Origin of the sequence: Blautia coccoides, assembly GCF_034355335.1 — a bacterium.
GTDB classification, from domain to species: Bacteria; Bacillota; Clostridia; order Lachnospirales; family Lachnospiraceae; genus Blautia; species Blautia producta.
Genome location: NZ_CP136422.1, coordinates 5,058,713 through 5,071,262 on the forward strand (window position 1 = coordinate 5,058,713; position 12,550 = coordinate 5,071,262).

Sequence of the window (12,550 nt, forward strand, 5' to 3'; positions counted from 1 at the left end):
TAGTAACAGATCTTCACTATACCCATCTGTCAGTTCAGCCAAGAATCGCCTGATCTCTCCAGCATTTTTTCCGCGGCCTCAGGTCCATAGCTGCCCGGTTCGTATTCATAGACGGGAAGATGTTTTTCGTGATACCTTCTCCTTATATCATCTACATATTTCCAGCTTGCTTCAATCTGATCCCACTGGGAAAACCAAAAGCGCTCCCCTCTGACACAGGCTCCCAAAAGTCTTTCATATGCCTCCGGTGTGTTCATCTGGTTTATGAAAGAACAGCTCTGGCAGAAATCCATTTTTGCCTGGGCGATCTCGTCCTGTTCACCCGGCTTTTTAATATTGAACTGAAGATACACTCCTTCTGTGGGCTGTATTTTAATATTCAAAATATTGGACTGCACCTGAGGCGCGGCAGGTTTAAATACCACAAGGACCTGCATCTCCCTGTGCCCCAGTTTCTTCCCTGTACGGATATAGAAAGGCATGCCTTTCCATCTGTCATTGTCCAGAAAAACTTTCAAAGCTGCGTAGCTTTCCGTCATAGAGTCCTCTGCCACCGCATTTTCTTCCCTATAACCTTTATATTGACCCAGGACAAGGCTTTCCTCAATCTTCTCGGGAGTGTGCAGCGCGGACAGCACACGAATCTGTTCCCTGTGCATCTCCTCCCCTGCCAGCATCAGTTCCCCCGGCTGTTCCATAGCCACAATAGAGAGGATCTGAAACAAGTGATTCTGCACCATATCCTTCATGGCCCCGCTGTGGTCATAGTATCCGCCTCTTGTCTCCACCCCCACTTCCTCAAGGGCTGAAATCTGTATACATTCAATGTGCTCTGCATCCCATACTCCGGAAAAAATAGGGTTGGCAAACCGTATGGTCTGTATATTCCGCACCATCTCCTTCCCAAGATAGTGGTCGATCCGGTAAATGTTATCCGGATGAAAAAAGTTCTCCATTTTTTCATTCAGCGCTTTTGCCGCCGTCAGATTTTCCCCAAAGGGCTTCTCCAGGACCACTTTTCCATAACAGGCCGTTTCTACCCGGGCAAGCCCTGCCACAATGGACGCGAAAAACCTTGGTGCTACCGCAAAATAGAAAATATGGCTTCCGGCCTCCATCTCCCTGTAAAATTCATTGAGCTGTTCATAGGCGGTTTCATCTGTAAAATCCATCTTGTAATAGAAAATACCTGCTGCCAGTCTGTCATAATCCTTTTCTTTATAGGGTAGACGGGCAAATTTTTCCACCCAGTCCCTGGCTATCACCCTGTACTGTTCACTGGTATAATCCCTTCTTCCAATGATGATGACCCGGCCGACAGATTCCGTTTTCGTAGAGACGGACATATTGTAAAGGGCCGGCAGCAGTTTCCGGAACGTCAGATCACCGGTTCCCCCGAATATGGTAAACGTAAGTTTTTTATTCATATCCCTGCCCCCATTCATGGTGGAAGGTGCCTTTCCTGTCAATGCGTTCATAGGTATGGGCACCAAAACAGTCTCTCTGTGCCTGGATCAGATTGGCTCCCACAGGCATTCCCCTGAATGCGTCCAGATATGCAGCGGCCTGGCTCATGGCCGGCATAGGGATTCCTGACAAGATACCGCAGGAAAGCACTCTGCGCAGACTCTCCTGATTTCTGCTGATCTTATCAAGGAAAATTTCGTCCAGTATCAGATTATTCAGCTTGGGATCCTTCTCAAAGGCTCTGGTGATATCATTTAAAAACTCTGCCTGGATAATGCACCCTGCACGAAATATGGCTGCGATCCTGCCAAAATCCAGATTCCATCCGTATTCCACAGAAGCATGAGACAACAGATCAAATCCCTGCGCATAGGCTGCAATTTTCGCCGCATAAAGTCCTTCTCTGACAAGCTTTGCGAACTCGCCCTTCTGCACACCTGTCTTCTGTTCCCCTTCCGGGATTTTCGGCCCCGGGATCACTTTTTTGGCTTCCGCCCGCTGCTCCAGACGGTTTGACATGATCCTGGCATTGCAGGCGGCTGTGATCATAGAGACATTTACCCCCTGTTTCAGAGATTCCAGACTTGTCCACCTTCCGGTGCCTTTCTGCCCCGCACTGTCCACAATGTAATCCACCAGCTGACCCTCTTCAAAATCATCCGCTTCGCTGAAGATTCCGGCTGTTATGCCGATAAGAAAGCTTTTCAATTCTCCTCTGTTCCACTCAGAGAATTCATCTGCCAGCTCCTGATTGGTGAAGCCCCCTGCATACTTTAAAAGCAGGTAGGCCTCTGCAATGAGCTGCATATCTGCATATTCAATTCCATTGTGCACCATTTTTACATAGTGGCCGGCTCCGTCCGGTCCCATGTATGCGCAGCACGGCTCACCCTGTGCTTTCGCGGCGATTGCCTCCAGAATAGGCGCGATCTCCTGATAGGCCTGTTCATTGCCTCCGGGCATAATAGACGGGCCGAAACGCGCACCCTTTTCCCCTCCGGATACTCCCACGCCAAAGTAGTGGATGCCCTTTTTTCCAAGCTCTTCTGTACGCCTTCTTGTATCCTCAAAAAAGGAATTCCCGCCGTCAATGAGAATATCCCCCTCTTCCAGCAAAGGTTCCAACTGGCTGATCACTGCGTCTACCGGCTTTCCTGCTTTTACCATCATCATGAATTTTCTGGGCCGTTCCTGGGAATGAACCAGTTCCTCCAATGTATAAAACGGGATCAGATTTTTATGGGGATGTTCCTTTATCACATTTTCCGTCACTTCTCTGCTTCTGTTATAACCGCCTACTTTAAATCCGTGATCTGCCATATTGAGTGCCAAGCTTCTCCCCATGACTGCCAGGCCTATGATTCCTATATCTGTTTTCTGCATAATCTGCCTCCTTTTATTTATTCCAGTATTACAGAAACCCCCTGAGAGATTTCTGCCCGTCCTGTTATCTTTACTATCTTTCCGCTGTCGAGGTCTCTTTTCATACTGACAAGGCCCCCGCAGTTCCGATTGACGGTCAATAGAAACTGCCCATCCTTGCTGAGTATGAAGTCGCGGGGATGCTCACCCTGACTGGAAACTCTTTCCACCAGTTCCATGTGTTCTCCATCCACTTTTAAGACTGCGATCTGATCTGCTCCCCGCAGGGAAATGTACAAAAAACGTTCATCATCAGAAAGACGCACAGCGGCAGCCGCACATGCCTCCCGCTCCAGAACCGGCAGCATATCCGGAAGCGGCAGTGTCTCCAGAATCGGCAATGTCTCCATTAGATGAAAGCTCTCACCTTTTACTGAAAAACAATAAACCTCATTGCTCCGCTCGCTGACGACCCAGAATTTACTGTGCTCCCGGTTAAATACTCCGTGCCTGGGACCGCTGTTTTCCGGAAAGATCAGTTCTCCGGTTTTTTCAAAATCTGCGGTTCTATCAAAGCACAGGATCCGATCAAGCATCAGGCAGGGCACCAGCATCAGTGTGCCGTGGAATATGATCTGATGACATCCTGCCAAATGTCCTACGGCTATCTTTTTTACAAGGAGCAGTCCATCCCTTTCTCTCGGCCTCTTTTCATATATCATAACCAGTCCTTCGTGATAGTTCGCGGTATATACATATGTGTCATCCTGAAGAATATAACAAGGTGTATGCTTTTCCTCCAATACTTCCCCGAGGACTTCCGCTTTTCCCTCTGAAATATCCAGAAGACAGGTGCCTGCTCGTTCATCCTTTGCCACAGGAACCGCCATGGTACTTTGGAACAGGGATACCCATTTTGCGTCTCTTGCTTCATAAAACAGATCCGGTCTTCCTAAAGTTCCGCTGTCTGTGTCAAATGTAAACCGGTATACACCTTTACTTTTTTCAGAAGCATATGTGCCGATAAATCCATTTATATTTCCCATGACTTCCGCCTCCTGAACTTCCTTTTCTTGCTGATGGATAATGTTCTGTGTTGATATTCCGCCTTTATAGCCTGTTTCGTCTATTTTTCCGGTCGGTTTTTGAATGGCTTTCCAGTACACCTTTTTCGTCTGATCTTCCGGTCGGCCTTTTTTGACTGGCTTTTCAGTACACCCTTTTAGCCTGACTTTCCAGTCGGCTAAATTGGGTTTTCCATAACTTTCACACCAGACTCTGTACCTACCACAATACGGCTGCACATCTGCCCAAAGTATCCGGTCTCCACAACTCCCGGCATATTGTGTATCCATTCTGCTGCAAGGGATATATCTGTATCCTGTAAAAACTTTATATCCAGGATATAATTGCCGCTGTCTGTCAGATAAGGTCTGTCTTCCCGCATACGCAGGACCGGCACTGCCCCCATATCTGTAATTTTTTGTTTGACAAAGGGCATTCCAAAAGGAACTGCCTCCACAGGAAATGGAAAAGCCCCCAAACGCTCAACCAACTTGCTCTCATCCATGATCCAGATGACTTCTTCTGCCCAGGATGCAATAATCTTTTCTCTTAAAAGTGCACCGCCGCCGCCTTTGACAGCTCTGAAATCCTTATCTATTTCGTCCACACCGTCAATTGCCAGATGAATCTTATCTGTCTGTTCCGGTTCAAGCAGCGGTATTCCCAGAGACGCCGCCAGTTGTTCTGACTCCCGTGATGTTGCGATCCCATAAAAATGAATGCCTTCAGCGTATTTTTTACCTGCTTCCTGAATCAGGTAATGGGATGTCGTCCCAGAACCAAGCCCAATGGTCATACCTTCTTTAATATAATCTGCTGCAGTCCTGGCTACCTGATGTTTTTGCTGCTCTTTTTTGCTGTTCATTTTCCCACCCCTTTTTGTTATTCCCCAAATGAATGATTCTCACTCTTTTGCGCTTGATGTATATGTGAGTATAATAGCATTAATGTAATTATATTTGTTACAGTTATTTTTGTCAATGTATTTTTTTGTTTATATAAACAAAGCCATAGCTTTAAAAATGAAAACATTCATTTATAAAGCTATGGCTGTACAAATCACACGCTCTATTCTATTTTGTATAAATGCAGAATATACATAGATTACTCACTGTTTAATTACTGTTTAATTACTTTTTAATCACTGTATATATAGAATATTCTGCCAGTCATAATAAGATATCCACTATATATAACAAAGGATATTCACTGGTCATATAGAAATAGTTCTGTATACCTCTTATTTTTCCGTAAAAAATCAAAACGTAAGGTTATTGTCAAATAGTCAAAAAATCAGAGTGTATCTGAAAATTGCTTTCAGCATGCTGTGCGTCACAATCCGCAGAAGATTTGGCTCTAATGGGGCAAGCGCAGCGGACTGCGTTGACCGAATTGGAATCAAATATGCCGCAAAGTGGGACGTACAGATTACCGGAACGTATTTTCAGACACACTCTCGCGTTTCGGATCAAAGAATGCAGTCTTTCTTTTCGAGTATGGCTTCTGCGGCTGCACATGCCGGACAGTCACAGTATTTTGCTCCTGCGGCTTTGATCTCCTTGGCGTGTGCTGCAACATTCTTCGCTTTATCAGCGCCGAAAACCTGTGCACCGGCATCAGATTCTGCGAAAGCGATGAGACCGTCAATCGGCATAATATCCGCTTCCAGCTCAGCTATGTATTTTTTGGTCTCTTCTGCCTCTTTTTCCGTTCCAAGAGCATCCAGCCAGGCCTGAGCTGCTGTCTTTGCCTCACTGCTGCATGATGCCGCATTCATTAAATCATGTGTTTTCTCAACAACAAAATCTAATACTGCTTTTTCCATAATTGACATACCTTCTTTCTTTTGGAATATCTATATTCTAACATAAAGTCCAGATAAAAAGAAGATGTGTACTTTATTTAATATTTATTTTATATTTTAACTCATAACTTGGCAGTTTCCTGGTTACTATTCAGCTATTCGGCTTCATAGCAGCAAAATCATGCACATAGACTGCAAAAACTGCAGTCTGGCCTCGGTACTATCTCACCGGTTCATAGTTAATCTGCGCTTCCATGTCAGTGGCTTCCAGCTTGAATATAACAGGTCTCAGCCCGTCGTTGCAGCTGCAGACAGCCACCCCTGGCTTTCTGATCCAGTCTCCATAATAAAAAGTCTCACTGCCGGCTCCGTGAGCCAGTGCAAATACATATTGATAAATGGCCTTCCACGCCTCATCACATAACCCTTCCGGTTTGGCATAGTCTGCATAAAATACCTGTCCGGCTTTGAGCATAGGACAGGCCGTAAGCCCTTTTACCCCATATTCTGCGGCTAATTCCTTGTCTAATGTTGTTTTCAGCACTGTAATTTTAACTTTCTTCATCAACTAATTTCCCCTCCATGAGTGTATAAAAAACTACCTTTTGCAAGATGCGCGTCACCGCCTGCAGGATATCTACGGAAAATACAATTTATTGCTATTCACCAAATTTTAATGACATAAACACATCTGCCGTATAATTGGTATTGTATCTTTCCGTTCTGATAAACCCGGCTTTTTCATACAAAGAAATAGCCTTTTTACTGGATGATAATGTATCAAGAAGTATCTCCTGATATCCGTCCTGCTGTGCTTTTGTTATTGCTGTCTGCAGTAATTGACAGCCTAATTTCATCCCATGATATTTTTCCAGAAGATATAAAGATTTTAATTCGCAGCGCCTGGCATCTAATCTCTTTAGAGCGACTGTACCAATTATGTTCTCATCATCAAACAGACACCAAAAATCCTCAAAAGAATCATTGATATTGCAGTACATTTTATGGCGTCCCGTTAATTCTAATTTTCTGCCAGACTGCGGCAGGCATTCCTGCAGAAATCCTACTAAATAATTTTGGCATTTTATATCATAGCTCTGTATTGTGAACATTTTACTCCTTAAACAATCTTATAACCTGCTTTTAACAGAATATCTAATGCTTTATCATAATTCTCTTGTTTTACAAGAATGTAGTCCGTATTATAGGTTGATATTGCAAAAATACCAATTTTATTATCTGCCAGCAGAGTGGAAATCCTCGAAAGAATACCTATAAGAGAAAAATCCAAAATCCCCTGTATTCTAAACGCTTTCCAACCATTGTCGCATACCGTCGCATTACTTGGCACATTGTCCGTCAGACACACTAAGGACTTTTCCTCATCCGTCTTTCCAATAAAGCAGTATTCACTGTCGAAATCTGTTTGAGAATAATCGTTTACCCTGCAGACAGAAAAATTATAGTCGATTTTTTTGAGTTCCACATTTTCTCCTTTTATATTCAAAGTTTTTAATTTAGTTAAATTGAAAGTTTCCTCTTTTAAATAGACATTAATAGGAGAGGATCCAAAGCATTCATAAAAATGGCCGGCTCTCCTGTTTTCTTCAAAAATCCCCAGAAAGACATCTCTATATTCCTGCTTGATTCATCCCATTATGGCTGATCCCAAGAATTTTTTTCATATCCTTTGTCCAGACAACCAAATATTGTTTAAATATATTAAATGAGCAGACAGCTTTTCTTCTCAATTTTGTCTTTTATTACCGAAACGGTTTCTTCAATAGAATGATTTGTTGTATTTATAACATTGGCTTCATAGCTGTCTAAATGATTAAATTGTCCCCACATGGTTTCTACTAATTGTATATTGACTGCCATACTTAATTTTGAGCGTTCAACAGCACGTTTCATTGTTTCGTCCTTGCCCGCCCTTAAAATAATATAGTGTACTTCATAGTTCTCACGGGCGGTTTTTATCCAAGGCTCCAAAAACCATGGTCCAACAATTCCATCCACTATGACATCATACCCACCTCGCACATATCGTTTTGCCGCTTCAAGAAAAGCTTCGATAATGATCAAATTCTGTTCGTTTGCCTCCGGCAAATATGGGGGGACTGCACCCTTACAAAGATAGTGATAAAAATCATCTGTATGCATGTGCACAGACTTTTCCAAGTCGGATTCCATTGCAATGACTGACGCTGTTGTCGTTTTCCCGGTTCCCGGTGGACCGGTAATTATGATCATTCTTCCTTGCTTCGTCTCCATATTATTTCGTCTCCATATTATTCCTTCTCCTAATAAATACCTGTTTTTTAACGAATTATATCAAACCACAAAGCTGTCCGGCAAATCTCCGTTCTTTCTATCCCTTATCTGCTTTCTCTGCGAATGCGGATGAGCTGTAATACATCCTGGTAAACTTCATCGTCCGAATACAGATCGATCATCAGCCATCTCTGGCCGTTTCCTTCCTTCGTATTACGGTATAGCTCCTGAAGTTCTCCGGAAAGATATGGAAGCATATTCTCCACACGCTCCTTTTCTTTATTGCTCACCACAACCAGCACAGTAAAATATTTGTTTTTTGGATAAACCACACATAACGATTTTCCTGCTTTCCTGAACTTAACATTCCAGCCCCGCGCCCATACATCTTTGCTGTATTCGATTTTTCGGACTGCCTGATATTCCTCGTCCATGTACCGGCAAAACACTTCAAATAATGGCAAACCAATAGAATCCCCTATTTCTGCAATAGACGGACTATAACCCATATCCTTAATATCAATCATAATGAATAAAATACTCCTTTATTTCCAGTTTAGCTTTCTCTTCTTGTCTTTTCCATTACCACACCTTGTACTGGCATTCACTGCACTCGCCGTCATGGATTGATATAATACCGCCGCATTTTGGGCAAGTGTATTTTTCTCTCTGTTTCTCTAAAAATTCCGGCACTCCCTGTTCCCGGACAGTTGTGCTGTTCTCTATGAGGCTGGCATGATATCGGGTACGATAGCTTTTATCCAACGCCTTTATCTGCCTGCATGGGTAAGAAGAACATTCAAAACAATAGGTGAGTTTCCGCTCTTTTGCACAGTCTTTGATTTTACACTTCCTGCAATGTTCCGGCTTTCCCAAATCACTCTTATGACAGCCTGCACATGGCCTCTTATGGTAACAGTGTTTGTAACACACCAGGCAGTTCATTCCACATGGTGCAAACATAGCAGTCTCTGTTTTTTCCGGCATTTTCATATCCCTTCGCTCCTCTATAGAAAGGGCATGAACACCTATTTTAAATATTTGTCCATGCCCCTTCTCACTTCATCCTACAGCTTGATACATCAATATCTTATCACAATTAATATGCCAACTGTATGTCATGTTTCCAATTCTTTTACCGCTGATTCAGAAACATGCCTATAACTTCTGCTGCTTGTTCTGCATTAGACAGAATCGCCGGATGTGCTCCTTCTGGAAACACACAAATTTCAGCTCCTGTTTCTTGGGCTATTGCGCAATACTCCTCCTGAAAATCCGCTCTGGACATTTCGTCCCCTTTACTCCCCATAAGCAGGAGCGGAGCCTGCAGACTGCTAAGCGGTCTTGTGAATAGCGGAAGCTTTTCCTCTGCGCATTTGACCAAAGCCGTCGTGTCCATATCCACAATACACTCCCAGTCCTCTCCCTGGCACCAACGATAAAACTCAACTGCCATCTGGTCTGTCCTGGAGCTTCTACGCTCCTGAATCAGATTTTCTGAAAAGTCATCTGCCAGTGTCCTTCCGTCAAAGCTGTCAGCTACCACCTTGCCGACCAACTCCGGACGCTCTAAAGCTGCATTTATGGCAACCCAGGCGCCGCCGCTGGTTCCTACCAGATTCACCCCCCCCCCCCAGCTTCAAATGTTCCAGCAGTGCAACTGTCTGCCTTGCTTCTTCGATCCAAAGATCTGCCGGGAATTCTTCTAGACGGTCTGACTTTCCATGCCCCAGAAAATCAATGAGGATCACATGAAATCTGTCCTCATATAACGGCATGAGTAATTCAAACATCTTGGAAGATGCTGTATTACCATGTAAAAACAGCACAGGTTCTCCTTTTCCTGCTTCGGTATAATAAATCTTTTTTCTTTGATAATAAAAATATGACATGATCTGCCTCCTAATCGTACCTCAGTTTTTTGTTTCCTGATTAGCAAGGCTTGTAAAACACCAACACCTTGCCGTTAGTGCCTTTTCATCCAAATTCCCATATTTTGCATCCTCTCTTTCCTGATATGCATTCAGTATACCATATGACGGTGTAGAATCCACTAATTTTTGCTTTTATATATACAAATTTGTGCTTTTGGACTGGAGTATAGTCTTTCTGATTTGATTGTTTCACATAAAAAATAAAGGTTTTGCTCTGTGGTATCATTTTTCTGAAAACCACAGAACAAAACCTTGTTATTTGCCCATATAAATTTTCTCTTCGCTTGCGATATTTGCAACAGAGTTTCTATCATTTCTTTTGAATATTTCTATTTTGCAATATGGACAAATGCTATACTCCATATAATTACCCTCTCATCACTTTTATTTTATCCATTCCTCCCCCGCTAATGGAAGATAAACTTCATAAGTTTTTTGATTCAGCCGGACTTTCTGCTCTGTTATCTCAAATATTCCTTCATCCATTAAGTCACTTCAACTTCCCCAAATTACCCCTTCATAGTAATGATGCTATCTTACGACTTATGGGACAAAAGTACAACTGTCTCAACGTGATTATCGTTGTCCAAACTTATATGTACACTTTCTTTCAAAAATTTTGTTAACTTTGTAATTCACATAGCAGCATATTTCCTTATCAATTATCACCATTTTTCTTTATTGTGCTATGAATATTTTTAATGGTTTCCAGATACTCCTCTTCAACCGGCGACAAGTTCTGTGCCTGATACTTTCTATACTCTTTTGTCGCTTTCTCAATTGCCTGCACATGACTAATCGTTCCTGCTCCATGCAACACCTTTTCACCTGTGGTTTTTAACACATTATCCAAATGCTCCACGTAATCTGCCATATACATAGGATTATGGCGCATAGCTTGAATCTCAGCAAAATCAAAGTATCCTGACACGATATTATTTAAAATTTTTAATTCCTCATCATTAAGATAATTCTTTGCAATACTAATATCTTTTAATACAGGAAAATCACCAGAAAAACTTTTCAATCCCATAAAAGGCTCATTTGCATCTGCACGCTCGTATATGGCTTCTGCCGCTGTATGTCCATGTGCTGCATAGTGTAATTTGTTTTGCACCATTTTAAAAAATGCAACAGATTCACTGCTCTTGGGGTTATAATCAACACTTGTCGCATACAAATCGAGCACCTGGCGATACATAACCTTTTCAGACGAACGAATGTCTCGTATACGATCTAACAACTCTTTCCAGTAGTTTCCACCACCCAGTTTTTTTAGCCTTTCGTCATCCATTGTAAAGCCTTTTATCATATACTCTTTTAAGCGTTCGGTAGCCCATCGGCGAAAATTTGTGGCAATTTTGGACTTGACTCTATAACCAAGGGATATAATCATATCAAGATTATAGTATTGTAACTCTCTTAACACCTCACGATTTCCTTCTTTTCGAACCTGTCGGAATTTCCGACAGGTTGAATTTTCATCAAGTTCTCTCTCTTCATAAATGTGTTTTATATGTTCCACTATATTCGTTCTTGATGTCTGGAATAAATCCGCCATTTGCTGTTGTGTCAGCCACACTGTCTCATCCTGTATTTTAACTTCTATGTTAGTCAAGCCATCCTCTGACTGATATATTAAAAATTCCCCATAATTATCCAATTACACTTCGCTCCTTACCATTTATTCATTTTTTCTTTTCAAAAAATGCTTTAGATGCCTGTAAGATTCCCTACCAAATAATTACCGAATTTCCCTAACTTCTATATCACCCAATTTTTTGTCACATGCCCTATGTGAAGGAAACGCTGTAAATCCTGGTCTTGAAATATAGTTACGAGTCTTGTCATAATAAACACTCAAAATTCCTGTCAACAAAAATTGAAATCCCATGTGTACTTCTTCCTCACTATGATTAAAAAATATATATTCTCCAACTTCTCCATTCTGAGGACGTCTTTTAAAAATGCTCCATTTATTAAACGAACCAATATATCCTATTAGATCATCAAAATAATCATCTTTCTTAGAGTAAACTCCTTCTAATTTTTCAAAAATCCATTGTTCCGTATGTTTCTCTTTTTTTTCAAATGCATCCATTGACACCAAAGCCAAAAATGGCCCCCTTAAATGCTGACCACTATCATCGACACAACGACATAATTTTGATGCAGTCTTCAATGCTTGAGCTTCATGTACTATGTCATTTTCATGTAAATTCTTTTTCACAGAAATAATACCTACAACACCTTCTGGTGGAACTATAACATTTTCTCCAAATCTCTGAAAAATAGGATATTTAGCACTATCATAAATTAATATATCTAACTGTGTGGAATGTCTGTCCATTTCATTTTTTCTGACTCTATTTCTCAATCCTGTTTTTACTGCTGGTCTCAAAACAAATCCCGTCAAAACTTCCAAATCTTTTGGTAAATATCTTTTCAGGTATTCTCGTATTAATGTTTCTACATATCTCCCATCCTCTCCGTTATGTGCCGCTCCATTTCTATCTTTTGCTGGAATTAAGATTTGAAATTGTTTATAAGTATCCAACATGGCTTGCATCTCATTTGACCAGTAATTCTGGATTCTTTTACCATCCATATTATTTCACCTCCAACTCCTCTTAGCATCATTGTA

At 41.8% G+C, this 12,550-nt stretch carries 14 protein-coding genes and 1 pseudogene; all 15 read right to left on the bottom strand.

All coding sequences use genetic code 11. The features are described 5' to 3' along the window. Positions 1 to 29 precede the first annotated feature (29 nt). Positions 30 to 1,427, bottom strand: coding sequence for a glucose-6-phosphate dehydrogenase (zwf, locus tag BLCOC_RS22765; protein ID WP_115623442.1), 1,398 nt, complete (start codon positions 1,425 to 1,427; stop codon positions 30 to 32). After that, the gene (gene gndA / locus BLCOC_RS22770) at positions 1,420 to 2,850 is read right to left on the bottom strand and encodes an NADP-dependent phosphogluconate dehydrogenase (RefSeq protein ID WP_115623443.1); all 1,431 of its coding nucleotides are present in this window, start codon (positions 2,848 to 2,850) and stop codon (positions 1,420 to 1,422) included. The genes zwf and gndA overlap by 8 nt, the downstream gene beginning before the upstream one ends. A gap of 17 nt (positions 2,851 to 2,867) precedes the next feature. After that, positions 2,868 to 3,875, bottom strand: a complete 1,008-nt coding sequence (locus BLCOC_RS22775) for a beta-propeller fold lactonase family protein (RefSeq protein WP_115625472.1) — start codon at positions 3,873 to 3,875, stop codon at positions 2,868 to 2,870. Positions 3,876 to 4,072: 197 nt separating this feature from the next. Next, entirely contained in the window at positions 4,073 to 4,759 is a 687-nt protein-coding gene (rpiA, locus tag BLCOC_RS22780; RefSeq protein ID WP_115623444.1) for a ribose-5-phosphate isomerase RpiA, read from the bottom strand. Positions 4,760 to 5,171: 412 nt separating this feature from the next. Continuing rightward, entirely contained in the window at positions 5,172 to 5,411 is a 240-nt protein-coding gene (locus BLCOC_RS27675) for a DUF6783 domain-containing protein (RefSeq protein WP_334293987.1), read from the bottom strand. Continuing rightward, positions 5,363 to 5,719, bottom strand: coding sequence for a hypothetical protein (locus BLCOC_RS27445; protein ID WP_029467859.1), 357 nt, complete (start codon positions 5,717 to 5,719; stop codon positions 5,363 to 5,365). Before BLCOC_RS27445 ends, BLCOC_RS27675 begins: the two co-directional genes overlap by 49 nt. 199 nt (positions 5,720 to 5,918) lie before the next feature. After that, the gene (locus tag BLCOC_RS22795; protein ID WP_115623446.1) at positions 5,919 to 6,263 is read right to left on the bottom strand and encodes a TIGR04076 family protein; all 345 of its coding nucleotides are present in this window, start codon (positions 6,261 to 6,263) and stop codon (positions 5,919 to 5,921) included. 94 nt (positions 6,264 to 6,357) lie between these two features. Next, entirely contained in the window at positions 6,358 to 6,810 is a 453-nt protein-coding gene (locus BLCOC_RS22800; RefSeq protein ID WP_029467857.1) for a GNAT family N-acetyltransferase, read from the bottom strand. A gap of 8 nt (positions 6,811 to 6,818) precedes the next feature. Next, positions 6,819 to 7,184, bottom strand: a complete 366-nt coding sequence (locus BLCOC_RS22805) for an ACT domain-containing protein (RefSeq protein WP_026255237.1) — start codon at positions 7,182 to 7,184, stop codon at positions 6,819 to 6,821. 236 nt (positions 7,185 to 7,420) lie between these two features. Continuing rightward, positions 7,421 to 7,972 carry an AAA family ATPase gene (locus tag BLCOC_RS22810; RefSeq protein ID WP_018592938.1) on the bottom strand — a complete coding sequence of 184 codons (552 nt, stop codon included), beginning with the start codon at positions 7,970 to 7,972 and terminating at the stop codon, positions 7,421 to 7,423. A 104-nt stretch (positions 7,973 to 8,076) separates the two neighbouring features. Continuing rightward, the gene (locus tag BLCOC_RS22815; protein ID WP_018592939.1) at positions 8,077 to 8,499 is read right to left on the bottom strand and encodes a DUF3788 domain-containing protein; all 423 of its coding nucleotides are present in this window, start codon (positions 8,497 to 8,499) and stop codon (positions 8,077 to 8,079) included. 55 nt (positions 8,500 to 8,554) lie between these two features. After that, positions 8,555 to 8,965, bottom strand: a complete 411-nt coding sequence (locus BLCOC_RS22820) for a DUF3795 domain-containing protein (RefSeq protein WP_115623447.1) — start codon at positions 8,963 to 8,965, stop codon at positions 8,555 to 8,557. A gap of 142 nt (positions 8,966 to 9,107) precedes the next feature. Next, positions 9,108 to 9,864 (bottom strand): annotated as a pseudogene (locus BLCOC_RS27680) (alpha/beta fold hydrolase). A gap of 700 nt (positions 9,865 to 10,564) precedes the next feature. Next, positions 10,565 to 11,569, bottom strand: coding sequence for a virulence RhuM family protein (locus tag BLCOC_RS22830; protein WP_115623448.1), 1,005 nt, complete (start codon positions 11,567 to 11,569; stop codon positions 10,565 to 10,567). Positions 11,570 to 11,650: 81 nt separating this feature from the next. Further along, positions 11,651 to 12,514, bottom strand: a complete 864-nt coding sequence (locus BLCOC_RS22835) for a DUF6602 domain-containing protein (RefSeq protein ID WP_029467852.1) — start codon at positions 12,512 to 12,514, stop codon at positions 11,651 to 11,653. Positions 12,515 to 12,550 lie beyond the last annotated feature (36 nt).

Excerpts from the sequence above, each read along its gene's own strand:
- zwf (WP_115623442.1), bottom strand. The coding sequence starts at position 1,427 with ATGAATAAAAAACTTACGTTTACCATATTCGGGGGAACCGGTGATCTG.
- gndA (WP_115623443.1), bottom strand. The coding sequence starts at position 2,850 with ATGCAGAAAACAGATATAGGAATCATAGGCCTGGCAGTCATGGGGAGA.
- BLCOC_RS22775 (WP_115625472.1), bottom strand. The coding sequence starts at position 3,875 with ATGGGAAATATAAATGGATTTATCGGCACATATGCTTCTGAAAAAAGT.
- rpiA (WP_115623444.1), bottom strand. The coding sequence starts at position 4,759 with ATGAACAGCAAAAAAGAGCAGCAAAAACATCAGGTAGCCAGGACTGCA.
- BLCOC_RS27675 (WP_334293987.1), bottom strand. The coding sequence starts at position 5,411 with ATGTGCAGCCGCAGAAGCCATACTCGAAAAGAAAGACTGCATTCTTTG.
- BLCOC_RS27445 (WP_029467859.1), bottom strand. The coding sequence starts at position 5,719 with ATGGAAAAAGCAGTATTAGATTTTGTTGTTGAGAAAACACATGATTTA.
- BLCOC_RS22795 (WP_115623446.1), bottom strand. The coding sequence starts at position 6,263 with ATGAAGAAAGTTAAAATTACAGTGCTGAAAACAACATTAGACAAGGAA.
- BLCOC_RS22800 (WP_029467857.1), bottom strand. The coding sequence starts at position 6,810 with ATGTTCACAATACAGAGCTATGATATAAAATGCCAAAATTATTTAGTA.
- BLCOC_RS22810 (WP_018592938.1), bottom strand. The coding sequence starts at position 7,972 with ATGGAGACGAAGCAAGGAAGAATGATCATAATTACCGGTCCACCGGGA.
- BLCOC_RS22815 (WP_018592939.1), bottom strand. The coding sequence starts at position 8,499 with ATGATTGATATTAAGGATATGGGTTATAGTCCGTCTATTGCAGAAATA.
- BLCOC_RS22820 (WP_115623447.1), bottom strand. The coding sequence starts at position 8,965 with ATGAAAATGCCGGAAAAAACAGAGACTGCTATGTTTGCACCATGTGGA.
- BLCOC_RS22835 (WP_029467852.1), bottom strand. The coding sequence starts at position 12,514 with ATGGATGGTAAAAGAATCCAGAATTACTGGTCAAATGAGATGCAAGCC.